Below are 21,979 nucleotides of genomic sequence, written 5' to 3' on the forward strand. Positions count from 1 at the left end.
GGGCTAATATACGGCCCGACGCGCCGCTTCGGCGCGGGGCGCTTCTGGTAGGACTTATGACACGCTTTCGTCTGATTCTCGGTTCCGCAATGGGTGCGGCGCTGTGTGCAACCTCTGTCATGGCGCAGGACAAGGCGCCCGAGGACCTGCTGCCGCCCGAACCGGCCAAGGTCACCGAGAAGCTGCCCGACTACACCAGGGACGCGCCCAAGCCGCAGCCGAGCGTGAACGACAGTTTCAACGATATCAGCATGAGTTCGGGCGAGGTGGTCCAGCAACTCCCCGTGCTGGTGCGCGCATGGAGCGTGCCGCAGGCGAAGAAGTTGCTCGCCTTCATCCCCACGGTCGAGGCCGAGGGCCTCGTGCCGGCCGACTATCGCGCCGCCGACCTGTCCGCCGCGATCGCCCGGGGCGAAGGTGCCGCGCTCAACGAGCTTGCGAGCCAGATCTTCGTCTGGCTGGTCGAGGACCTGCGCGACGGTCGCACGCCGATGGATGCGCGCCGGCAGTGGTTCGTGGTCGATCCCGATCCCGACGTGCTGCCCTCTGATCGCCTGCTCCAGCAGGCCGTCGCCACCGGCGATATCGCCGGGACTCTTACGGCGCTCAATCCGGTTTCGCCCGATTACGCGCGCCTGAAAGAGAAGCTGGCGACCACCACCGACCGCGCGGAGCGCAAGCTGATCCGTGCCAACATGGATCGCTGGCGCTGGCTCGGCCGCGATCTGGGCAAGCAGTACCTGCTGACCAATGTGCCCGAATACCAGCTGCGGCTGACGGTAAACGACCGGATCATCAAGAACTACCGCGTGGTGGTGGGCAAGCCCGGCCGCACCGCGACGCCGCAGCTCGCCGAAATGGTCGAGGCGGTGATCTTCAACCCGACCTGGACGGTGCCGCAGTCGATCGTCAAGGGCGAGGGGCTGGGTGCCAAGGTGCTCAACAATCCCGGCTGGGCGCGCGCCGCCGGGTACAAGGCGACCAAGGGCGCCAATGGCTGGATCAGCGTGGTGCAGCAGCCGGGGCCGGGCAATTCGCTCGGGCTGATGAAGCTCGACATGCCCAACGAGCACGCGATCTTCCTCCACGACACGCCCGCCAAGGCGCTGTTCAACCAGGACAACCGCGCGCTGAGCCACGGCTGCATCCGCGTGCAGGGCGCGCGCGAGCTGGCGATGACCATGTCGATGCTGGGCAATGCCAAGAGCCGCGAGGACCTGCCGGCGATTCAGCAGGAAGTCTCCGAAATCACCGCCAGCCGCGAATACACGCGCTATCCGATGGCCAAGCAGTGGCCAGTCTACATCACCTATTTCACCTATGGAGTCGATGTGGACGGCAATCTGCGCAAGTTCGCCGACATCTACGACCGCGACGCGCCGGTACTCGCAGCGCTCGACGCGCCGCGCCAGCGCGACCGTGCGCGGGAAACCAGCGAGGAAGTGATCGAGATCGTCGACGATCTCCAGACCAGCTGAGGCAGCCGGGTCAATCGTTGAGGATTGACCATTCCTCGCGCATGACGACGATGTTGCGGCGGTAGAAGTAGCCTGCCGGAAGCGCATAGCAGAGCGCGATGGCAAAGCCGCCGAAGGGAAAGCCGTCGGTCCCGCTACCGTGCATTAGCGAGCCGGTGACCGCGAAGGCGGCCGCCAGCGAGGCGTCGAGCAGCGAGATCGCCAGGGCCAGCGGATGTCCGATGCGCGGGCCGAGAACAAGCGCGACCGGAACACCGAAGATCGCGAGATAGAAGGCGACGAGGAAGAGACCCGCGACGACCGCGAAACCAAGCGCTACGAGCGTCACCAGCACGAATACGAGCGCTTCGAAGACCGACGGCAAGCCGCCCGACCAGCTGCCGAATTCGAACAGGAGCAGCAGGACCAGTGCCAGCGTGCCGATCGACGAGGCGATCAGGCTGGCGGGCAGGATGGCTGCCGCTACCGGGCCTACATTACGCTCGAAAATCTGCGCTGACGGGCGGTAGACCAATCAGAAGGCGCCGGGATTGGCGCGGCTGAAGGTGGTGCCGTCCTCGCGCCGCAGCAGGTCGTATTGCACGACCGGCGGAGCCACGGTGCTGCCGTCCGCGGCAATGCCGTAGCTGCCCGAGACAAGCAGACGCCCGCCCGACAGGTCGATCAGCGCGCGGTCGAACTGTTCGGGACCCATGGCGAAACAGCCGTTCGAACGGCCCAGCCGGCCGAAGCGCGCGACGTGTTCCGGCGTGGCGTAATTCGCCTGGTGCATCACGATCGCGCGTGGCAGCGCGTTCGAATTGGTCGGGTCGAGCCCGTCGAGCCGGATCGAGGTTCCGTATTTTCCCTTGTACCAGCTGCGCGTCATGAAGGCGCCGCTGCTTGAGGCCTCGCTGCCTTCGATGTTCGAATAGCGCTTGAGCCAGCCGTCGTGTTCGCCGTCCGAACCGGTTCCGTGGCTGACGTGGTAGCTCGCCACGCGCTCGTTTTCGAGATCGACGAAATGAAAGCGCCGCTCGGCCGAATGCAGCCCGAAATCGGCGATGCCGACGATGTCGCGCCGCCAGATCTGCGAACCGACCCGTGCCAGTTCGTCGCGCGCGATGTCCATCAACTTGGCATCGCGCGTCGCGGACGGATTGACCTGTGCGAAGAGACGGGCGGGCAGGGCCATCGCCGCGCCGGCGGCGAGTGAGCCCTTGAGGAGGTCACGACGCTTCATCCGGCGCATTTACCACGCTCTGCGCGGTCTTGCCACGAGGTTTGCGGCGGGACGGGCATGCTATTCGCCCAGCACCATGCGGTCTCGCTCGATTCGTACCGGATGGACGGTGGCGAGGAAACTCTGGCCGAGCAGCGATACGGGCAGGCCTTCGGGGACGATCACCGCCGCCACATTGCGCGCCTCGTGACCGCCGAGAGCGACGCTGTCGAGCGTGACGGCGACGCCCGATACCGGGCCCGAGGCTCCCTGCGCCACCGTTCGCACGTCGGCACTCGACCAGATCAGCCCGGCCGCGCGGGCATCGGCGCCGGTCAGCGCGACCACGCTGGCGCCGGTATCGACGAGGAAGCCGACCCGTGATCCGTTGATCTCGGCATCGGCATAGAAATGGCCGTCGGCCGCGCGCGGCAGTTCGGTCGTGCCCGCGACCCAGGTGGCGTAGCTGTCGCGTCTTGAATCGGCCCGCTTCGCAGCCGCGGCATCGCCCGCCTCGCCTGCTTCGGCGCCATCCGTCGGCAGATCGGGCGCATCGTTGGGCATGGCGGTGATGCCGACGAATACCGCAACGACAAGGGCAAGAAGGACAGCCTCGCGCATGGGTGAATTATGATCGCGGCCGCCTTAATGCGCGGTAAATGGCTACTCCGCCGCTTCCGCGGGGCGTGCATGCGGATCGAAGGCGACCGCTTCGCCGGCCTCGATCTGCGCCGCCTTGGCCTCGACGAGCGCGACGATATGGTCGAGCATGTCGTCGCTCTTCACATGGTGGTCGGTCACGCCCGAAAGATAGACCATGTGCTTGCCATTGCCACCGCCGGTGATGCCGATGTCGGTTTCGCGCGCTTCGCCCGGGCCGTTGACCACGCAGCCGAGCACCGAGAGGCTCATCGGCGTCTTGATGTGCTCGAGCCGCTTCTCGAGCGTTTCCACCGTGCGGATCACGTCGAAGCCCTGGCGCGAGCAGCTGGGGCAGGAGACGACGCGGACGCCGCGGGTGCGCAGGCCCAGCGCTTTGAGCATTTCGTAGCCGACGCGCACTTCCTGCTCGGGCTCGGCAGACAGGCTCACGCGGATGGTGTCGCCGATCCCCGCCCACAGCAGGCTGCCCATGCCGATCGCGGATTTCACCGTCCCGCCGATCAGCCCGCCTGCCTCGGTGATCCCGAGATGTAGCGGGCAGTCCACCGCCTCGGCCAAGCCGTGATAAGCCGCGACGGCGAGGAACACATCGGAGGCTTTCACCGCCACCTTGTATTCGTGGAAATCGTGATCCTGCAGCAGCTTGATATGGTCGAGCGCGCTCTCGATCAGCGCCTCGGGGCAGGGCTCACCATATTTCTCGAGCAGGTCCTTTTCGAGGCTGCCGGCGTTCACGCCGATGCGGATCGCGCAGCCATTGGCCTTGGCCGCGCGGACCACTTCGGCGACGCGCTGGCTGCTGCCGATATTGCCCGGATTGATCCGCAGGCAGGCCGCGCCCTTGTCCGCCGCCTCGAGCGCGCGCTTGTAGTGGAAGTGGATGTCCGCGACGATCGGCACGTTCGCGGCCCTGGTGATGCGGTCGAAATTCTCGGTCGCTTCCGCGGTCGGGCACGAAACGCGAATGATGTCCGCGCCGGCGTCTTCGCAGCGGCGAATCTGATCGATCGTCGCGCCCACGTCCTCGGTCGGCGTGTTGGTCATGGTCTGCACGCTGATCGGCGCATCGCCCCCGACGGGGACGTTGCCGACCATGATCTGGCGGGACTGACGGCGCTCGATATCGCGCCACGGGCGTACGGAAGACATGGCCTGCGATATAGTCCCCTCGATATGAAGGGGCAATGACGGCTAGGGAAGCGCGGTCAGAAACGCGCCCCTACGGCCAGCGCCAGCACATCGGCGTTGCCCGAACTGTCGGAGCGAATGCGCGCATCGATCGCCGCGGGGGTGCCGTCGAAAAAGGTGTCGGTCCGGTCGATCGGCTCGCCTTTGACGAAGACATGCGCATAGGAGAGGCTGGCCGAGAAAGTGTCGTTGATGGTCCACGTCGCCCCGGCGGACAGCCAGGTGCGGTCGCCATCGGGCACGCGCGTGGTGCGATAGCGATCGGTGATGGGCGATTCGTCGAACATCGTCCCCGCGCGCAGCGTCAGCCGGTCGCTGACGTCGTATTCGCCGCCCAGCGCCATCGAAAACGTATCGCGGTAGTTCTGTTCGCTGATCTGCGGCGGAAGGCCTTGGGGCTCGACGCGGATTTCCTCGAACTTGCTCCAGTTGTACCACCGCCAGGTGCCGTAGATGCGCCACGGCGTGTCGGTGCCGAACAGCACGCTGACCGTGGCGATGTCGGGGGTGGAGAGCGGCGCGGTGGCAGCAGTCGTGACGTTGCTCCCGGCGAGCGGGCCGGTCAGGCCCGACAGCGCGAATTCGCCATCGAGCGTGTGCTCGACCGAAGAGCGGTAGTGCGCGCCGATCCGCACCGGGTCGAAAGTGGCGGTGATGCCCGCGTTCCAGCCGACCGAGATGTCGTCACCGGTGATCCTGAGCGCACCGTCGGGATCGGCCGGATTGAGGTTGGGTACGGCGTTGGCGAGTTCGACATCGATATACTGGATGTCGAGCCCGGCGCCGAGCGAGACATGGTCCGACAGCTTGTAGGCCACGCTCGGCTGGACGTTGAGCGTGAAGACGTCCGAGGTCAGCGAATCGTAGCGACCGAAGAAATCCTCGTCATAATCGACCACCACGCCGAAGGGGCTGTTGACCCCGAGCCCGACCCACAGGCGATCGCTCACCTGCGCGCTGGCATAGATGGAGGGCACGAGAAGCGGCTGCGAGAACGGATTGCCGCCGTCGTTGCCATTAACCGGCAATGTGACCGGCAGGCCGGGGACGCTGCGCGTGGTGCCGGTGTTCGACTGGCGCGCATCGACGAACAGCGCCTGCGCATTGGCTTCGATCTGGACGCCGTCGAGTTCGGTCATGCCGGCCGGGTTGAAGAAGATGGTCGCCGGGCTGTCGGCGGCGGCGGCATCTCCCGAATAGGCGCGGCCGGCCTCCCTGGTCGACTGTTCCTGGATGTAGAAGCCGCCCGCCTGCGCCGGAACGGCAATGGCGAGGCCGAGGCCGACGGCCAGGATGGACGAGGAGGTTCTGATCGGGGCGTTCATGAGGGGCGAACGATCGAGCCTGGGCAATGGTTTCTCGCATTCGGTTGCGGGGGAAACGGCAGCGGGCGACGCTGTCGTCGCCTCCGCAGCTCAATGCAAGCTGTTGCGATACCGCCTGCTGCCGCGCGTTTCGCTGCCGTCGTCCAGCTTCACGATGAAATCGCCGCTCGGGAGCGTGCGAATTTCGCGCACCGCGTCGCGGCGGAGAAGGCGGCTGCGATGGATGCGGACGAAACCCTCGCCGAGTTCGCTTTCGAGGGCGGCCAGCGTCGCGCGGTGGAGATGGACCGTGCCGCCCGCATGGAGCTCGACATAATTGCCCGCCGCCTCGACGCGGTCGATCTGTGCGTGGGGCAGGCGGATGCGGCGCGTGCCGTCCTGGATCGTCAGCACCGGCACGCGGTCCCCGGCTGGGGCGGGGCGCGTCGTCCACTGGATGCCGGCAAAGGCGGCGGCGAGAAGGAAATAGGACGGCGCGTCCTTGCGATATTCGTAGAGGATCTCGCCCAGCAGCCGGCCGTGGGCGAAATCGTAGTTCACACCACCAAGCGCATAGGCGCCCTCTCGCAGCATCACCATTAGCCCGATATGGAGCAGCGATAGGGGCACGGTGGCGAGGAGGTGCAATGCGGCGATCGCCGGCCAGCCGAAGCGCGGTGGGCGCAGCAACGCCACCAGCCACCAGATCACGACCATGCAGACCAGCCAGGCGAAGAAGCTGCTCGTCTCGTCGACCGCGATCGTCCAGCCGGGCACGTCGGCGCCTGCGCCGCGTAGATCCGAGAAACGGCTGACCCCGTTCACCGCGCCCTGGATCGCCGCGAAGACCACGATCACACCCAGCATCACGCCCCGGCGGGCCCAGAGGGGGTTTCCGCTCGTCACGCGCGCTCCACCGCTCGTCAAGCCGGCCGCACCGTTCGTCCCTGCCGCATCGCGATCCATGTCCTGCCGCTAGCAGACTGCGCTGCCGCTCGCCTAGCGCCGCAGGCATGGAAACGCACACTCTCCCCGGCACCGGAACCGACCGCCACTATGGCATGGACTGGCTGCGCATCGGCGCCTTCGCCCTGCTCATCCTCTATCACATCGGCATGTTCTTCGTGCCTTGGGGGTGGCACGTGAAGGCCGACCCCGTGGTCGAGCGGGCGACGATCCCGATGCTCTTCACCAATGGCTGGCGGCTGGCGCTGCTGTTTCTCGTCTCGGGCTTTGCCAGCGCGGCGATGCTCGCCAAGCGGCCCGCCCTGGGCGCCTTCGTTCGCAATAGGACCGCGCGCCTGCTGATCCCGCTGGTCTTCGGCATGATCGTGGTCGTTCCGGCGCAGCCGTGGATCGAGCTGATGGGCAAATATGGCTATGCGCACGGGTTCCTCCACTTCTGGCGCGAGGACTACTTCCGCTTCGGATCGCTCCACGGGATCGTCCTGCCGACCTGGCAGCACCTGTGGTTCGTCGCCTATCTCTGGCCCTATACGCTGGGGCTGGCGCTGCTGCTGGGCCTCCCGTCGCGCCTGCGCGGCGCTATTGGCGCACTGTTCGACCGCGGCTTCGGGCATGCACCCATGCTGCTGCTGGTGCCCATCGGCTGGATCATGCTGCGCGCATTCTGGCTGTGGTCGGGGGTCGAGGACACGCACGCGCTGTTCGACGATGCGCCGGCGCACTGGATCTACTTCCCCGCCTTCCTGTTCGGCTTCGCCCTGCTCCGCGCCAGGCGCACCTGGAGCGCGATCGGGCGAAGCTGGGGCATCGCGCTGGCGCTCGCATTGCTCGCCTATGCGGTCGTCGCCGCGCTCGAATGGCGCTATCCGGGCGATACGGTCGCACCCGCCGTGGCCGTGAAGACCTTCGTCGCGGCGCGCGCGGTCAACGCCTGGACCATGATCGTCGCCCTGCTCGGCATCGCCGACCGCTACTGGAACCGCGATCACCGCTGGCGCGCGATGCTCAACGAGGGCGTTTTTCCCTTCTACATCGTCCACCAGACGATCATCGTGGTCGTCGCCTGGTATTGCCTGCGCGCAGGGCTGGGCAATGGCACGAGCTTCCTGGTCCTGGTCGCCGCCACCACGCTCGGCTGCTGGCTGTTCTACCGCGTCGGTCGCGAGATCCCCGGGCTGCGCCTGCTGATCGGGCTCAGAGGCTGGCACATTGCCCCTTCCCCGAAGCGCGGCGATGCGGCATCCATGCCGGCATGCCAGAACTGACCGATGCCGCCGATACCGACACCGAAACGCCGCTGCTGTTCGGCCGTGTGCTCGACGGGAAAGGCGGCGCGCGTCCGATCGGCTGGTACGAGGCGCAGGGCTGGCAGCCTTCCGCCGAGGGCGAGGTGCTGTGGCTGCATGTTTGCCGCAGCCTACCCGGCGTCCAGGAATGGCTCGAGGAAAATTTCCGCGTTCCGGAGCCGACCGCCGAGCTGCTGACGAGCGATCAGACCCGCCCGCGCGCCTTTCGCGAGGGGGCGACGCTGGTCGGGACGCTGCGCGGGATCAATTTCAATCCCGGGGCTGAACCAGAAGACATGATCTCGATGCAGTTCTGGTGCGACGGGCAGCGGCTGGTGACCTTGCGACGCCACCCGCTGCAGACTCCGCGCACCGTGCTCGCGCAGCTCGACCAGGGGCAGGGGCCGCTCGATGCGGGCGCGACGATCACGCTGCTGGCCGAATACATGATCACACGGATGAGCCAGTCGATCGTCGACATGAACGAGGTGCTCGACGCGCTCGAGGATGACGACCCCGACGAAAACGCGGAAAGCATGCTCAAGCGGATTTCTACCATTCGCCGTAACTGCCTGGCGCTCAAACGGCACATGGCGCCGCAGCACGAGGCGCTCGAACAGATCAGCCGCGACGCGCCCGCCTGGTTCGACGAGAGCGACCGCCGCGAGATCGCTGAGAGCATCGCGCGGTTGCGCCGCTATCTCGACGATATCGACATCAGCAAGGAAAGCGCGCTGGTCCTGCAGGATGAGATCCGCGCCCGCAGCCTCGCGAGCAGCGAGCAGGCGACCTACATGCTGACCATCGTCGCGGGCATCTTCCTGCCGCTGTCCTTCCTCACCGGCCTGCTCGGCATCAATGTCGGCGGCATGCCCGGCATGGACGACCCCGACGCGTTCTGGGCCGTGGTCGCCCTCTGCGGGCTGCTGTTCATCGGCCTGATCGTCGCCTTTCGCAGGCTGCGCTGGCTCTAGCGCAGCGCGGCGTCAGCGCTGCGAGGGGATGAACTCCTCGCGCACCGCCTTGGCCATCAGTTCGAGCGGGATGATCCCCTGCCCGAGGAGGAAATCGTTGAACGCCTTCTCGTCGAACTTGTCGCCCAGCGCCACCTCGGCCTCGACTCGCAGATCGATCAGCTTGCGATAGCCGTAGTAATAGCTGCCCGCCTGGCCCGGCATGCGATACTGGTAGCGGTCGAGTTCCTGTTTCACCATTCCCGGCGAGAACAGCGCCTCTTCGCGCAGCACCCGTTCGGCCTCTTCGCGGCTGATGAGCCCGAGGTTGAGCATCGGGTCGAGGAAGGCGCGGGCGGTGCGCAGCAGGCGGAACTGCTGGGCGATGAACTGGCCCTCGATCGGCTCGTAGGGCAGCATCTCGGCTTCGGCATAGAGCGCCCAGCCTTCGACGTTGACGCTGTTGAAGGCATAGAGCAGCCGCGCAAGGCTGACCCCCTGCTCGACCAGCGCGGCGAATTGCATCTCGTGACCCGGGCGGGCCTCGTGCGCGCTCAGCGTCCAGCTGGCCGCGGGGAAGTTGAAATCGTCATAGGCCTCTCCCTCGGCCGCAGTGGGGTTCGACACGGTCAGCACGAAGGTGCCCTGCTCGCCGGTATTGCCGATCAGGCGCGGCGGGCGCATGTGCGGGGCGGGCTGGGCGGCACTTTCGGCGGCGGAGGCCACCCGCATGGCGAGCGGATAGTCGGGCAGGCTGACGACGTCGTGCTCGCGGATCTGTTCTTCGATCTCGGCATTCACGCCGCGATAGAAGTCCTCGATCTCGTCGTTGGGGATCGTGCTTTCCTTGAGCTTCCGCATGACCGAGGCATAGTCGGTCTCGGCCCAGCCGTTCTTTTCAGCGATCTGCGGGGCGAGCGCCTCCATCTGCGCGCGGATTTCGTAGAAGCCGCGCCGTGCCTGGCTCATCGCCTCGCGGGGGTCGGCATCGATCCCCCAGTTCTTGAGCGCGAGGGCGTAGAGTTCTTCGGGCAGGCGCGGATTGTCGCGCGCGGCCGGCAGGACCACCTCTTCGGTCCATTTCGCATAGTCGGCGAATTGCGCGTCCATCGCGTCGAGCGCTGCGTCGGCGCCGTCGATCTCATATGTGTCGAACAGCTCGCGGATGCCGGCGGCAAAGGTCGGAATCTTGTCGATCGATTCGCGGACCTCGACTGCATAGGGCCCCATCTTGCCCTCCCCGCGGCTGGCCTCGAAGCGCCGCTTGGCCAGCTCGATCATCGGCTCGGTGTCGGGCCAGGTGCCGGTGTAGCGTTGCAGGAGTTCGAGCGCCTTGGCGCGGCGGTCGGGCGCGGTCTGTTCGGAGAGCAGCGTCCCGACGGTCTGGAACATGCCCTGCGGTACTTCGGCGAATTCGAGCATGTAGCGACGCTGGAGCTCGGTCCCCTCGATATTCAGGTCGAGCGCGTCGATGAGGATCTGCAGGTCCTGCTTGACGTAGGGGTTGGCCTCGCTCGCCATGGCGGCGGCGAATTCGGCGCGCAGCTTGCGCGCCCCGGCGAGGTAGCGCTCGTCGCGGTCGAGCGCCATGTCGTTCACCAGGCCATCGTACTGCTCGTAGCCTGCGGAGCTGGCGCCGGTCGGGAAGATACTCGCCTCGAAGGTGAGGAGCTTCTGCGTATAGGCATTGCTCGTTTCGACCCATTGCGGGCTGGCGGGCGCGGTGGCTTCCTCCTGCGCGGCAAGCGGGACTGCGGGCAGCGCCACGGCGAGCGCGATGGCGGCGGCAAAAGTCTTCATCTGGTTTCCCCTCTGGACGTCGATCTGGGGGGTGCCGCCTGCCGTCTTTCTTGGCAAGCGCGGGCCGGACGAATGTCGCTTGCCAGCGGACGAGCGGCGGGATCGCAATCCGTCCGACTCCGCTGCGGAGGACGACCGGCAGGACATGCCGGCTGCCGAGATGCGCCAGCATGGCGATCGCGCAGGCGAGGCCATGGGCGAAGGTGCCCGTTCCTCGTGCCCTCGATCCGCGCAGGCGTCAGCCGCGGCGCGATGCTTGCGCGCAGGCTCGTCGAAGGCTGGGTCGCGGCTATCCCTCAATAGGCGAAAGTGTCGCCCACCAGCTCCTCGCTCAGCGTCCAGAGCTTCTCGGCATTGCCCTCGTCGATCGCATAGCCGCGCACACCGCCCATCGGGTCCTCGTCGTCGCGCTCGGCGACATGGCAGTCCTCGCAATAGACCCCACCCGTACCGGCCAGTTCGTCGGCGGTGGCGACCCAGCAGGTTGTGGCCGCGCCCTGCGGAATCGACTTGAAACCTTGACTCTGCTGGCCGCTTTCCTCGGCGACCTTGCGCATCCGCTCCATCATCCACTGCCGGTCTTCCTCGGTCATGTGGCGCCCGAGATTGGTCATGATCCCGCCGGGATGCAGCGCATAGGCGTGGATGCCCTTGTCGGCGAGGCGCTTCTCCAGCCCGACCGCGAAGAGGATGTTGGCGGTCTTCGACTGGCCGTAGGCCTGCCACTTGTCGTAATCGCGGCTCTCGTAGTTGGGATCGTCGAAATGGACCCGATCGATATGGTGGCCGCGGCTCGAGAGGTTGACGATGCGCGGCGCCTCGCCTTTCTCGACCAGTGGCATCAGCAGGTTGGTGAGCAGGAAATGGCCGAGATGGTTGGTCCCGAACTGCATCTCGAACCCGTCCGCGGTGCGATCGAGCGGGCAGGCCATGACGCCGGCATTGTTGATCAGCAGGTCGATCTTGTCGAACCGGGCCGCAGCCTCCTTGGCCGCTGCGCGAATGCTGTCGAGCGAGGCGAGATCGCAGACCAGCGTATCGGCCCTGGCACCGGTTCCCTCCGCGATCTCGTCGGCCGCCGCGGCCAGCTTGGTCGCGTCGCGGCCCGACAAGATGACATGCGCGCCCCTGGCGGCCATCGCCCGCGCGGTTTCCTTGCCGAGGCCCGAATAGCCCCCGGTGACGAAGGCAATGCGCCCGGTAAGATCCTGCCCTGCGAGAACCTCGTCGGCAGTGCTGTCGAAGCCGAAACTGTTCATTCGCTCTCTCCCGTTTCGTCGGTATCCGTCTTGTCCGTCCGATAGCGCGCGAACCAGGCGAGGATGTTCTCGGTCTTCGCTATAAGCCGCGAGGGGCGCGAGGCAATCCCGTGCGAGCTGCCGGGCACGCGCACCAGTACCGTGTCGATGCCGCGCAGCTTGAGCGCCTGGTAGAACTGCTCGCTCTCGCTGATCGGCGTGCGGTGATCCTCTTCGCCGGTCATCAGCATGGTCGGGGTCGAGACATTGCCGACCAGGCTCAGCGGCGAACGCTTCCAGTAGTGCATCGGGTCTTCCCACGGCATGGCGGGAAACTGGTGATAGGTCTGAAAGATATAGCTGTCTGCGGTCAGCGACTTGGACAGCCAGTTGATCACCGGCTTGGCCGCCGCCGCAGCGTTGAAGCGATCGGTCAGTCCCACGAGATAGGCGGTCGCGATCCCGCCGGCCGATCCACCGGTGACGAACAGGTTCTTCTCGTCGATGAAGCCCTTGGCGATCATCGCATCGACGCCCGACAGATGGTCGGCGGCATCCTCCTCGCTCGAATACTTGTTCTGCAGCAGCAGCGCGAAATCCTCGCCATAGGACGTCGATCCGCGGTGGTTGTCGTAGAACACGACGTAACCTTCGGCGGCATAGCGCTGGATCTCGGCGCTGAAATGCGGCCCGTAGGCCGAATGCGGCCCGCCGTGGATTTCGAGGATCAGCGGGTATTTCCTGGCGGGATCGAAGCCCGGCGGGGTGACGTACCAGCCCTGGATCTCGGTACCGTCGAAGCTCGAGGCATAAGTGAGCTCGTGGACTTCGCCGAGCGTGCGATAGGCGAGCAGGTCCTCGTTCAGCGCGGTGAGCTGGCGTGTCCGACCACCGCTGCGGACGGCCAGGTCGGCGGGCCGATCGCTCGTGCCGGCGGTCCAGGCCAGCACCCCGCTGTCGGACACGTCGTAGGTCCCGCTGGTATAGGGCCGGCCGAGCGATGTCCCCCCAAGACCTTCGGCGACGGTGTCCACCCGGCCATCAAGCGAGACCCGGCCGATATTCTTCATCCCGCGATCGTCGAAGGTGAAATAGATCGCCCTATTGCCGCCCCAGCGGATGTCGCCGACCTCGCGGTCGAGTGTCGTCGTCAGATTGCGCGTTGCGCCGCCCGCGCGGTCCTTCACGCAGATATCCACCTGCCACACCGGGCGTTTGACGTTCGGCATGCAGACGAACGCGATCCGCGTCCCGTCGGGCGACAGCTGCGGGTTGGATTCGGCGCCGTCGGCAGTGGTGACCTGGCGCAGTGCCCCGCTGGCGATGTCGATCTCGAACACGTCGCTCTCGACCGTCTGCAGTTCCCAGTCCTCGCTGCGATTGGCGGAGAAGAACAGCGCGCGCCCGTCGCGGCTCCACGATAGCGGGCCGTTGTGTTGGAAATTGCCGCTGGTCAGCTGCCGCGGCGTTCCGCCGTTGGCGGGCACGACGAAGACATGCTCGAAAGCGGGGTCGAGATAACCTGCCCCGTCGCGCCGGAAGATGGCATGGTCGATGACCTTGACCTTGGGCGACCATGCGGCGCCCTCGGGCTGCTTGGGCATCTTGGCGAGCGGCTTGACCTCGGCATCGACATCCGCGGTGAAGGCGATCGATCGCCCGTCGGGCGACCAGGCGAGGCTGCCCGCGCCATGATCGAGGCTGGCAACCTGCTGGACCTGCCCGCTGTCCATCCAGCGCAGATAGATCGCCGCGCGGCCGCCGTCGTCGCGCCCGGTATAGGCGATGCGTTTCCCGTCGGGCGACCATTCGGCCCGGCTTGCCCTGTCGACCACCAGGCGCGGTTCGCCGCCCGCTGTGGGCACGATCCAGATCGCGCCTTCGGTGCGGTCGGTCATGATATCGTTGGATCGGCGCACGAACAGAATGCTGCGGCCATCGGGCGAGATCCGCGGGGCATCTGCATATTCGAGGTCGAACACGTCCTCGGCGCTGAAGGTCGACTTGCCATCCTGTGCCGTTGCCGGCGCTACCACAGCGATCGTTCCGGCCAGTGCCAAACCCCTCAAAAGCTTCTTCATTCGCCCGCCTCCTTGTCTTGTTGCGGGCGGGACTAGCACATAAAAGGGGGCGCGGGAGGGTTATCCCGCGCCCCAATGTGCGTTTCCCGAAGGGCTTGTTGTGTCAGCTGCCGGGCGGCAGCGGGTCATCCGACATCGGCGCAGCCTTGGCTTTGGGCCGGGGCCTGGGCGCGCTCGCGGTCCCGCCCAGATCGTTGTCCATCTCTTCCAGCTTGCGCGCTGCCCAGTCGCGGCCCCCGAGACCGAAGGCAAGCGCGCCCGCCACCGCGATGCCACCGATCAGGATCGTCAGCGCATTGGCCGGGATCATCCCGCCGATGCCGGTGAACTGCAGCCCCATGAAGACGAACAGGATGATCGTCGCCCAGCGGACGATGGTCGCCGCCGTGGTTCCCCCGGCATCACCGGCGATGAGCCGGGCGAGCAGATTGGCGATGAGGAAGCCGAAGGCGATCACCACCGCGCCGAAGATCACCCGTCCGCCCAGCTCGAGCAGCTGGTCGAGGATCGCAGTCAGCTCGGGGAAGCCGAGCAGCCGTGTCGCCGCGATGGCGAAGAAAAGGATGATCGCCACCTGTGCCACCCGGGCGATGATACCCGAGGCGGTCGTCCCCTCGGTCACCAGACCGCTTTCCTCGAGTGCCCGGTCGACGCCTAATCCCGGCAGGATCTCCTTGACGATCTGGACCACGAACTTGCTGATGAGGTAGCCGATGCCGAGCAGCACCGCGGCGGCGATGATGTTCGGAATGGCGGCGAAGATCATCTCCAGCATGCGCGAGGCCGGCCCGCTGATCGAATCGATGCCGAGCTGTTCGAGCGCGGCTATCGCCACCGGTATCGCGATCAGGACGTAGACGATCGTGCCGATGGTCCGGCTGATCGCGGTGTTGCCGGTGACATTGTCGACCCCGCCGCGATTGGCCCATTTGTCGAAATCGACCGTCTGCAGCGTCGTGACCACGAGATCGCGGGCAATCCGCGCCACCATCATGCCGATGAAGAAGATCAGGCCGGCCCACAGCAGGTTGGGCAGGAAGCCGACGACGTTTTCGAGCAGGCTGTCGATCGGCCCGGCGACCCCGCCAAGCTCAAGCACGTTGAGTACGATCAGCAGGCCGAACAGCCAGATCAGCAGGGACACGATCTTGCCCAGGGACTCGCCCAGCGACTGCCCGCTGCCGGTCCCGCGTTTGAAGAAATCGACGGTGTCGACGAGTTTGGCGAAGGCCCATTTGGCGGCCTTCGCCGCGAGCCAGGTGACGACCAGCGCGACGACGGCAAAGAGAATCTTCTCCCCCAAGTCCATCGCCAGCTGTTCGTCGAAACGATAGCGGTCGAAAATCATGAAACCTCTCCCCCAATTGGTTTCCGTAGCGTCAGGGCTATCATGCGTGTCGGAAATCTACAAAATGCATTCCCGCGTGAAGTGGATAAGTCTGTGTGCTATCGCCTTCGAATGAGAGGATTTTCAGCACCCATCGTTCGCGCGCTGGCCGCGCTTTGCGTCGCTTTCGCCGTGCCCGCCGCGGCACAGGAGGCCGAGCCGCGCTGGTCGATCGCCATCCATGGCGGTGCCGGCACGATCGCGCGCGAGAACATGACGCCTGAGCAGGACGCGGCCTATCGCGCGGCGCTGCAGCAGGCGCTCGATGCGGGCAAGGCGGTCCTCGCGGGCGGCGGAGTCGCGCTCGATGCGGTCGAGGCGGTGATCACGCGGCTCGAGGACGACGAGAAGTTCAACGCCGGGCGCGGCGCGGTGTTCACCTGGGACGGGACGCACGAGCTCGATTCCTCGATCATGGACGGGCGCACGCGCGAGGCCGGCGCGGTCGCGGGCGTCACCGGCATCCGCCACCCGATCCTGCTGGCGCGCAAGGTGATGACGGACAGCCCGCACGTCATGCTGGCGGGCGACGGGGCGGAGGCATTCGCCGCCGAACAGGGGCTCGAACTCATGCCGCCCGAATGGTTCGATACCGAGGCGCGGCGCGAGGCACTCGAACGGATGAAGGTGGAAAAGCTCTCCGCGCTCGATGTCGATATCAAGTTCGGCACGGTCGGCGCGGTCGCGCTCGACAGTCACGGCGACATGGCTGCGGGCACTTCGACCGGCGGCATGACCGGCAAGCGCTGGGGGCGGATCGGCGATGCGCCGGTCATCGGCGCGGGCACCTATGCCGACAACCGCAGTTGCGCGATCTCGGCGACGGGCTGGGGCGAGTATTTCATCCGGGTCGGCGTCGCGCAGGAGATCTGCACACGGCTCCGGTTGGAGCGCTTCATCGATGCGACGCTGGCCGCCGACCGGATTCCCACGCTCGTCAGTCCGGACCATGCCGACTTGCCGGACATGCCGATGCAGCGCCTCGCCGATGGTACCACGCAGGATATCGCCGACGATGTGATGGACGAGGTCAAGGCGCTCGGCGGCGACGGCGGGATCATCCTCGTAACCCCTGAAGGCCACGCGCTCTTCAGCTTCAACACTAGCGGCATGTATCGCGGCCGCGCGACCAGCGACGGGGTCAACGAAGTGGCGATCTATTCCGACGAATAGGCCTCGCCTCGAACAGCGAAGCGGTAGCTCGATCGAGGATCATCCGCGTTTCCTTGCCTGCGCATAGCTGCCGAGCAGGCGGACGCCATTGGTCTGGAAGGCGAGTTCCTCGAGTGCGGCGTCGACCCGCGGCTCGCCCGGTGCGCCCTCGATATCGGCGAAGAACTGCGTCGCCGCGAAGCTCGCGCCCTTCTGGTAGCTTTCGAGCTTGGTCATGTTGACGCCGTTGGTCGCGAAACAGCCCAGCGCCTTGTAGAGCGCGGCGGGGATGTTCTTCACCTCGAAGATGAAGGTGGTCATCGCTTGCGCCCCGTCGAGGGCCGTGGGGTCGAGCGCTTCCTTGGCGAGCACAACGAAGCGGGTGGTGTTGTCGTGCGCGTCCTCGACCTCGCGCTCGACGATCTCGAGCCCGTAGAGATCGGCGGCGAGTGCGGGGGCGATGGCGGCCACGTCCAGCTTGCCCATTTCCGCCACATAGGCCGCCGCGCCCGCCGTATCGGCATGACTCAGCCCGACGATGCCCCGCTCGGAGAGGAATTTGTGCGACTGGCCGAGCGCCTGCGGGTGGCTGTAGGCGGCTTCGAACGGGCCTTCTCCCAGCGCCATCAGACAGTGCGTGATGCGCATGAAATGCTCGGCGACGATGAACAGCCCGCTCTCTGGGAGCAGGAAATGGATATCCGCCACGCGCCCGTGCTGCGAATTCTCGATCGGGATCATCGCGCATCCCGCCGCGCCGCTCTTCACCGCATCGAGCGCGTCCTCGAAGCTGAAGCAGGGCAAGGGCAGCGCATCGGGCGCGAACTGCATCGCCGCCTGGTGCGAATTCGATCCCGGCGCGCCGCCGAACGCGATCGCACGCGGGGGATCTTGGGTGGCGGCTTCGCGCATCGAATCGACGAGAGCGAGGGCGGGCTTGGCAAACTGGCGCATGGTGCGTTGGGCGTTACGGGCGCGTTCCTTCGCCATCAAGCGCTATTGCCGCCTGCACTCTTGCGAAAGCCCGCCGTGCGCACTAGAGCGGCGCGCAACCATCCGACCAACCGAATTTCGCCGGGTATTTTACGCAATGGACGATCGTTTCAACACCGCTGCAGGCTGGGTCCTTTTCGCCGGGATCGTGGCGCTGGGCGGCTCCATCGTTTCGGGCATGTATTTCGCAGCCGATAAGCATGCGCATGTCGAAGAGCCGGGTTTCTTCATCCAGGGCGAAGCCGAAGAGGGCGGCGAAGACGCCGGCCCCGATCTCGGTACGCTGCTCGCTGCGGCGGACCCCACGGCTGGCGAGAAGGTCTTCGCCAAGTGCACCGCCTGCCACACCGCCAATCAGGGCGGTGCCGACGGCATCGGTCCCAATCTCTACGGCGTGATCGGCAAGCCGGTCGGCAAGCATGCCGCGGGCTTCGCCTACAGCTCGGCGCTGTCCGATCATGGCGGCGACTGGTCCTATGAAAACCTTGACCACTGGCTCGCCAATCCGCGCGGCTTCGCCAATGGCACGAAGATGAGCTTTGCCGGCCTGTCGAAGCCGGAAGACCGCGCCAATGTGATCGCCTTCCTCAAGGCGAATGGCGGGGGCCCCGACTATCCGGCACCGGCCGCACCGGAAGCCGATGCCGCAGAAGGCGCAGATGCGCCGGGCGCGGGGCCGGGTCCGGTGGAAGGTGCCGAAGCCGGTGCAGCCGAAGCGGCGCGCGCCATGGGTGCCGACCAGCCGGTGGCCGAAGATGGGGCGGCGGCCAGCACCGACGGCGGAGCCAAAACCGGCGCCTGACGCTCGCTCAATCCGGAAAGTTCGAAGGGCTCCGCTGCGGCGGGGCCCTTTTCGTATGAGTGCGGGGAACTACCCCTTGAAGCCCTGCGCGATGACGTACCATTCGCTCGAGCCCTTGCGGCTCGCGGGCGGCTTGGCGTGCTTGACCGTCTTGAAATGCTTCTTGAGCAGCGCGAGCAGGTCGCTGTCGGTTCCGCCGGCGAGGACCTTGGCGAGGAAGGTCCCGCCGGGCGCGAGATTCTCGACCGCGAACCAGCCCCCGGCTTCGACCAGCCCCATGGTGCGCAGATGGTCGGTCTGCTTGTGGCCGACGGTGTTGGCGGCCATGTCGCTCATCACCAGATCCGCCTTGCCGCCGAGCGCCTCCTCGAGCACGCGCGGCGCATCGTCGTCCATGAAGTCCATCTGGAAGATGGTCACGCCCTCGATCGGCTCCACCTCGAGCAGGTCGATGCCGACGACATGCGCCTTGGGCTTGAGCTTGCGCACCACCTGGCTCCAGCCGCCCGGCGCGATTCCGAGATCGAGCACGCGGGTCACGCCCTTCAGCAGGCCGAATTTCTCGTCGAGCTCGATCAGCTTGTAGGCCGCCCGGCTGCGATACCCTTCGGCCTTGGCCTGCTTGACGTAGGGGTCGTTGAGCTGGCGCTGGAGCCAGCGGGTCGAACTCGCCGTGCGCTTCTTCGCGGTGCGCACCCGCGTATCGCGGTCCTTGCCCGAGCGTGACATTATCTGTTCCTCGTCTTGTGCGTGACGCGCGTTGGCGCTTCCCTTGCGGTCGGCGCCGGAAGGTCGGGACGGAGGTCCCGACCACACCCTACGAGGACATACTCAGACATCCTGCTCTCGCATTCGCTGGAGCGCCGCGCGGCTGCGTTCGCCCTCGGCATCGGCGGCGATCAGGCTGCGCAATATGCCCTCGCGGATGCCCCGGTCGGCCACGCCGAGCTGCTGCGATGGCCAGATGTCGAGGATCGATTCGAGGATCGCGCAGCCGGCGATGACGAGGTTCGCGCGGTCGTCGCCGATGCAGGGAAGCCGCTTGCGGTCGGGCGCGCTCATCCGCGACAGCCGCCGCGAGATGTCGCGCATCGATTGCGAGGGCACGATCAGCCCGTCGACCGCGCGGCGGTCGTATTGCGGCAGTTCGAGATGGAGGCTGGCAAGCGTCGTCACCGTGCCGCTGGTGCCGAGCAGGCGGATCGGCTCGGGCGAATGAGTGTGCTCGCGGATGCGTTCGGCGAATTCGGCGAAGCTGCGCCCGACGGTCCGGCGCATCGCGACATAGCGGTCGAGCCGTGTCTCCTCGCTCTCGTCCGATCCGTGGACCGTGTCGGTCAGCGAGACCACGCCCCAGGGAACGCTGAGCCAGTCGACGATGCGCGGGACCCTGTCGGCCGGCTCGACCAGCACGAGCTCGGTCGAACCGCCGCCGATGTCGAAGATGATCGCCGGTCCCGCGCCATCCTCCAGCAGGATGTGGCACCCCAGCACGGCCAGTCGCGCCTCTTCCTGCGCGGAAATGATGTCGAGCATGATGCCGGTTTCGCGCCGCACCCGCTCGATGAAGGCGGGGCCGTTGGCGGCCCGTCGGCAAGCCTCGGTCGCCACCGAGCGCGCGAGGCGCACGTTCCTGCGACGCAGCTTCTCGGCGCAGACATGGAGCGCGGCGAGCGTGCGCTCCATCGCTTCGTCGGACAGCTTGCCGCTCACCGCCAGGCCCTCGCCCAGCCGAACCACACGGCTGAAGGCGTCGATGACGGTGAAGTTCTCGCCCGAGGGACGGGCGATCAGCAGGCGGCAGTTGTTGGTGCCGAGATCGAGCGCGGCATAGGCCTGGCGCCGCAGCGGCGGGCCGCCATGCGGGGGCGTGACCGAATTCGAAGGAGGTGCAATTGCGCTATCACGCGGCGACGCCTTGCGCCGGTCGCTGCGCTTGCCATCGGGCCGGGAGGGGCGCTTGTAGCGGAAATCGGCTACCTTGCCGGACTTGCCGCCCCGTTGTGTCCCGTGCCCCCTTTTCGTGTCCGGCGGAGGATGGTCCGCCATGCGAGAGCTTTCTTGTTCCTCCCGCGCAAACCCTTGTGCGCGGGGACTTGTCGGCGACGCTAGCCGCGAAGCGGGGGCGGGGCAAGAGGCGCGAGCAGACGCGGGGTTGACCTCGCGCGGCGACGAAACTAGATGCGCGGCCTCCAATCCGGAGCGGTCACGCGATTCTCGCCCGCCCGGTCGGCTGATGCCCCGTCGTCTAATGGTAAGACTACGGACTCTGACTCCGTCAATTGAGGTTCGAATCCTCACGGGGCATCCATTCTCCTCCACGACGATCGATTGCCCGGGTTTCGCCCCCCGGCAACAGGCTCCGGAATTAGCCTTGCATTGCAAGGATACTTGTAATACAAGGCTGTCATGGCTTCGGATGTTCCTGCCCTTGAAGAACCGCTGGCTCGTTGGGAGACGCAGTTGCGCAAGGGCGTGCTCGAGCTGGTTATCCTGCTGGCGCTTACGCAACGCGAGCAATACGGCTTCGAGCTGATCACGGGCATCGCCAAGCGGTCCGGCCTGGAGCTCTCCGAGGGCACCGTTTACCCGCTGCTCCTGCGCATGGCGAAGGAGGGGATGATCCAGTCCCGTTTTGCCGAGGGCGAAGGCGGTGCGCCGCGCAAATATTATTCGACTACGCCGCATGGAGGACGAATGCTCGAGGCGATGAGGGTTGGCTGGTCGAGGCTGGTCGCATCGGTGGAAGCTCTTTCAACGACGGGAGCCGCATCATGATTCCGGAATTCAGCGATCCCGCAGCCCAAGGACTGTGGAACGACTATGTCGCCCAGGTCGACCGGATGGTGGCCCTGATCGGCCCCGAGGCGGCCGAGCTTTCCGAAGACTTGCGCGCACACCTGGCCGATAGCTTTGCCAGCGACACTTCCGGTTCCGAAGTCGACCGAATCCAGCGGGCGATCGAGCGGCTCGGCCAGCCGTCCGAATTCCTCCGGCCGATGCTGGCCGACGAGCTGCTCGAACGCGGCGCGCGAACCTACGATCCCGCGCTCATCTCGCGCGGTCTCTATCATACGATCCGGTCCGGCTCGCGCAGGGCATTTTCGGCGATTGCGTTCGCCGCAGGTTATATCCTTCTGGCGAACTTCGCCGCCATGACGCTGTTCAAACCATTCTTCAGCGATCATGTCGGGCTGATCCGCGGCCCCAACGGGTCGCTGACCTTCGGTATCGTCGGCGACGGGGCAGGTGAGGAATTGCTCGGTCTATGGTCGATCCCGCTGACGCTGGCGCTCTGTGCCCTGCTCTATGTTCTCCTCACGCGCGCGTTGCGCCGTTACGGCACATGACCGTGATCTCGATTTACCCGATTACCTTGTAATACAAGAAAGGATTGTGATGACCTCCCTCGCTTCCGGGGCTGCATCCGCGCGCCCAAAATCCTGCATCCTGTTGCCCTACATTTTCATCGCGTTCGGCTTTAGCT

At 66.3% G+C, this 21,979-nt stretch carries 20 protein-coding genes and 1 tRNA gene; 8 read left to right on the top strand and 13 right to left on the bottom strand.

Features of this window, described 5'->3' with window-relative positions; genetic code table 11:
* The first annotated feature begins 56 nt into the window (after positions 1–56).
* On the top strand, positions 57–1,478 hold the full coding sequence (locus ACN4E0_RS14145; RefSeq protein ID WP_419568872.1) for a L,D-transpeptidase family protein: 1,422 nt from the start codon (positions 57–59) through the stop codon (positions 1,476–1,478).
* Between the two features lie 10 nt (positions 1,479–1,488).
* On the opposite strand, the gene ACN4E0_RS14150 is transcribed toward ACN4E0_RS14145, so the two are convergent.
* The 6 genes from ACN4E0_RS14150 to ACN4E0_RS14175 form a co-directional block, all read right to left on the bottom strand.
* Entirely contained in the window at positions 1,489–1,992 is a 504-nt protein-coding gene (locus tag ACN4E0_RS14150) for a hypothetical protein (RefSeq protein ID WP_419568874.1), read from the bottom strand.
* Positions 1,993–2,700, bottom strand: a complete 708-nt coding sequence (locus ACN4E0_RS14155; protein WP_419568875.1) for a murein L,D-transpeptidase catalytic domain-containing protein — start codon at positions 2,698–2,700, stop codon at positions 1,993–1,995.
* Between the two features lie 60 nt (positions 2,701–2,760).
* The gene (locus tag ACN4E0_RS14160; protein WP_419568877.1) at positions 2,761–3,300 is read right to left on the bottom strand and encodes a retropepsin-like aspartic protease family protein; all 540 of its coding nucleotides are present in this window, start codon (positions 3,298–3,300) and stop codon (positions 2,761–2,763) included.
* A gap of 42 nt (positions 3,301–3,342) precedes the next feature.
* Positions 3,343–4,491, bottom strand: a complete 1,149-nt coding sequence (gene ispG, locus ACN4E0_RS14165; RefSeq protein WP_419568879.1) for a flavodoxin-dependent (E)-4-hydroxy-3-methylbut-2-enyl-diphosphate synthase — start codon at positions 4,489–4,491, stop codon at positions 3,343–3,345.
* A 56-nt stretch (positions 4,492–4,547) separates the two neighbouring features.
* Positions 4,548–5,855 carry an OmpP1/FadL family transporter gene (locus ACN4E0_RS14170; RefSeq protein ID WP_419568881.1) on the bottom strand — a complete coding sequence of 436 codons (1,308 nt, stop codon included), beginning with the start codon at positions 5,853–5,855 and terminating at the stop codon, positions 4,548–4,550.
* A 90-nt stretch (positions 5,856–5,945) separates the two neighbouring features.
* Positions 5,946–6,740, bottom strand: a complete 795-nt coding sequence (locus tag ACN4E0_RS14175) for a LytTR family DNA-binding domain-containing protein (RefSeq protein WP_419568883.1) — start codon at positions 6,738–6,740, stop codon at positions 5,946–5,948.
* Between the two features lie 107 nt (positions 6,741–6,847).
* Here ACN4E0_RS14175 and ACN4E0_RS14180 point away from each other — a divergent pair, with 107 nt between their 5' ends.
* Together ACN4E0_RS14180 and ACN4E0_RS14185 are read left to right on the top strand one after the other, a co-directional pair.
* The gene (locus ACN4E0_RS14180) at positions 6,848–8,065 is read left to right on the top strand and encodes an acyltransferase family protein (protein WP_419568885.1); all 1,218 of its coding nucleotides are present in this window, start codon (positions 6,848–6,850) and stop codon (positions 8,063–8,065) included.
* Entirely contained in the window at positions 8,053–9,060 is a 1,008-nt protein-coding gene (locus tag ACN4E0_RS14185; protein WP_419568887.1) for a zinc transporter ZntB, read from the top strand. Before ACN4E0_RS14180 ends, ACN4E0_RS14185 begins: the two co-directional genes overlap by 13 nt.
* A gap of 12 nt (positions 9,061–9,072) precedes the next feature.
* Here ACN4E0_RS14185 and ACN4E0_RS14190 read toward each other — a convergent pair whose 3' ends face one another.
* The 4 genes from ACN4E0_RS14190 to ACN4E0_RS14205 all read right to left on the bottom strand — a co-directional run bounded on the left by ACN4E0_RS14190 (position 9,073) and on the right by ACN4E0_RS14205 (position 15,506).
* Positions 9,073–10,839, bottom strand: coding sequence for a DUF885 domain-containing protein (locus ACN4E0_RS14190; RefSeq protein ID WP_419568889.1), 1,767 nt, complete (start codon positions 10,837–10,839; stop codon positions 9,073–9,075).
* Between the two features lie 296 nt (positions 10,840–11,135).
* Complete coding sequence (locus ACN4E0_RS14195; RefSeq protein ID WP_419568891.1) at positions 11,136–12,098, bottom strand: SDR family NAD(P)-dependent oxidoreductase; 963 nt, start codon at positions 12,096–12,098, stop codon at positions 11,136–11,138.
* Complete coding sequence (locus tag ACN4E0_RS14200; RefSeq protein ID WP_419568893.1) at positions 12,095–14,158, bottom strand: S9 family peptidase; 2,064 nt, start codon at positions 14,156–14,158, stop codon at positions 12,095–12,097. The genes ACN4E0_RS14195 and ACN4E0_RS14200 overlap by 4 nt, the downstream gene beginning before the upstream one ends.
* A 103-nt stretch (positions 14,159–14,261) precedes the next feature.
* Positions 14,262–15,506, bottom strand: a complete 1,245-nt coding sequence (locus ACN4E0_RS14205) for a mechanosensitive ion channel (RefSeq protein ID WP_419568895.1) — start codon at positions 15,504–15,506, stop codon at positions 14,262–14,264.
* A gap of 111 nt (positions 15,507–15,617) precedes the next feature.
* Here ACN4E0_RS14205 and ACN4E0_RS14210 point away from each other — a divergent pair, with 111 nt between their 5' ends.
* Positions 15,618–16,718, top strand: coding sequence for an isoaspartyl peptidase/L-asparaginase family protein (locus tag ACN4E0_RS14210; RefSeq protein ID WP_419568896.1), 1,101 nt, complete (start codon positions 15,618–15,620; stop codon positions 16,716–16,718).
* Between the two features lie 39 nt (positions 16,719–16,757).
* Here ACN4E0_RS14210 and ACN4E0_RS14215 read toward each other — a convergent pair whose 3' ends face one another.
* A complete protein-coding gene (locus tag ACN4E0_RS14215) occupies positions 16,758–17,651 on the bottom strand; it encodes a prephenate dehydratase (protein ID WP_419568897.1) in 894 nt (297 codons plus the stop codon).
* A gap of 136 nt (positions 17,652–17,787) precedes the next feature.
* Here ACN4E0_RS14215 and ACN4E0_RS14220 point away from each other — a divergent pair, with 136 nt between their 5' ends.
* Positions 17,788–18,492: a c-type cytochrome gene (locus tag ACN4E0_RS14220; RefSeq protein WP_419568899.1), complete on the top strand. Its 705-nt coding sequence runs from the start codon at positions 17,788–17,790 to the stop codon at positions 18,490–18,492.
* 69 nt (positions 18,493–18,561) lie between these two features.
* Here the strand turns inward: ACN4E0_RS14220 and ACN4E0_RS14225 are convergent, their stop codons facing one another.
* Complete coding sequence (locus ACN4E0_RS14225; RefSeq protein WP_419568900.1) at positions 18,562–19,221, bottom strand: RlmE family RNA methyltransferase; 660 nt, start codon at positions 19,219–19,221, stop codon at positions 18,562–18,564.
* Positions 19,222–19,323: 102 nt separating this feature from the next.
* Entirely contained in the window at positions 19,324–20,541 is a 1,218-nt protein-coding gene (locus tag ACN4E0_RS14230; protein ID WP_419568901.1) for a Ppx/GppA phosphatase family protein, read from the bottom strand.
* Between the two features lie 188 nt (positions 20,542–20,729).
* Between ACN4E0_RS14230 and ACN4E0_RS14235 the strand changes: the two genes are divergently transcribed.
* The 3 genes from ACN4E0_RS14235 to ACN4E0_RS14245 all read left to right on the top strand — a co-directional run bounded on the left by ACN4E0_RS14235 (position 20,730) and on the right by ACN4E0_RS14245 (position 21,842).
* Positions 20,730–20,803, top strand: a tRNA-Gln gene (locus tag ACN4E0_RS14235).
* Between the two features lie 98 nt (positions 20,804–20,901).
* Entirely contained in the window at positions 20,902–21,270 is a 369-nt protein-coding gene (locus ACN4E0_RS14240) for a PadR family transcriptional regulator (protein WP_419568903.1), read from the top strand.
* A complete protein-coding gene (locus tag ACN4E0_RS14245) occupies positions 21,267–21,842 on the top strand; it encodes a hypothetical protein (protein WP_419568904.1) in 576 nt (191 codons plus the stop codon). Before ACN4E0_RS14240 ends, ACN4E0_RS14245 begins: the two co-directional genes overlap by 4 nt.
* The last annotated feature ends 137 nt before the right edge of the window (positions 21,843–21,979 follow it).

Source organism: Qipengyuania sp., from assembly GCF_048550555.1.
Classification (GTDB): Bacteria; Pseudomonadota; Alphaproteobacteria; order Sphingomonadales; family Sphingomonadaceae; genus Qipengyuania.

Coding starts and splice junctions, on each gene's coding strand:
- ACN4E0_RS14155 (WP_419568875.1), bottom strand. CDS start 2,700: ATGAAGCGTCGTGACCTCCTCAAGGGCTCACTCGCCGCCGGCGCGGCG.
- ACN4E0_RS14245 (WP_419568904.1), top strand. CDS start 21,267: ATGATTCCGGAATTCAGCGATCCCGCAGCCCAAGGACTGTGGAACGAC.
- ACN4E0_RS14170 (WP_419568881.1), bottom strand. CDS start 5,855: ATGAACGCCCCGATCAGAACCTCCTCGTCCATCCTGGCCGTCGGCCTC.
- ACN4E0_RS14185 (WP_419568887.1), top strand. CDS start 8,053: ATGCCAGAACTGACCGATGCCGCCGATACCGACACCGAAACGCCGCTG.
- ACN4E0_RS14195 (WP_419568891.1), bottom strand. CDS start 12,098: ATGAACAGTTTCGGCTTCGACAGCACTGCCGACGAGGTTCTCGCAGGG.
- ACN4E0_RS14180 (WP_419568885.1), top strand. CDS start 6,848: ATGGAAACGCACACTCTCCCCGGCACCGGAACCGACCGCCACTATGGC.
- ACN4E0_RS14200 (WP_419568893.1), bottom strand. CDS start 14,158: ATGAAGAAGCTTTTGAGGGGTTTGGCACTGGCCGGAACGATCGCTGTG.
- ACN4E0_RS14215 (WP_419568897.1), bottom strand. CDS start 17,651: ATGCGCCAGTTTGCCAAGCCCGCCCTCGCTCTCGTCGATTCGATGCGC.
- ACN4E0_RS14190 (WP_419568889.1), bottom strand. CDS start 10,839: ATGAAGACTTTTGCCGCCGCCATCGCGCTCGCCGTGGCGCTGCCCGCA.
- ACN4E0_RS14160 (WP_419568877.1), bottom strand. CDS start 3,300: ATGCGCGAGGCTGTCCTTCTTGCCCTTGTCGTTGCGGTATTCGTCGGC.
- ACN4E0_RS14240 (WP_419568903.1), top strand. CDS start 20,902: ATGGCTTCGGATGTTCCTGCCCTTGAAGAACCGCTGGCTCGTTGGGAG.
- ACN4E0_RS14230 (WP_419568901.1), bottom strand. CDS start 20,541: ATGGCGGACCATCCTCCGCCGGACACGAAAAGGGGGCACGGGACACAA.
- ACN4E0_RS14205 (WP_419568895.1), bottom strand. CDS start 15,506: ATGATTTTCGACCGCTATCGTTTCGACGAACAGCTGGCGATGGACTTG.
- ACN4E0_RS14145 (WP_419568872.1), top strand. CDS start 57: ATGACACGCTTTCGTCTGATTCTCGGTTCCGCAATGGGTGCGGCGCTG.
- ACN4E0_RS14225 (WP_419568900.1), bottom strand. CDS start 19,221: ATGTCACGCTCGGGCAAGGACCGCGATACGCGGGTGCGCACCGCGAAG.
- ACN4E0_RS14220 (WP_419568899.1), top strand. CDS start 17,788: ATGGACGATCGTTTCAACACCGCTGCAGGCTGGGTCCTTTTCGCCGGG.
- ispG (WP_419568879.1), bottom strand. CDS start 4,491: ATGTCTTCCGTACGCCCGTGGCGCGATATCGAGCGCCGTCAGTCCCGC.
- ACN4E0_RS14210 (WP_419568896.1), top strand. CDS start 15,618: ATGAGAGGATTTTCAGCACCCATCGTTCGCGCGCTGGCCGCGCTTTGC.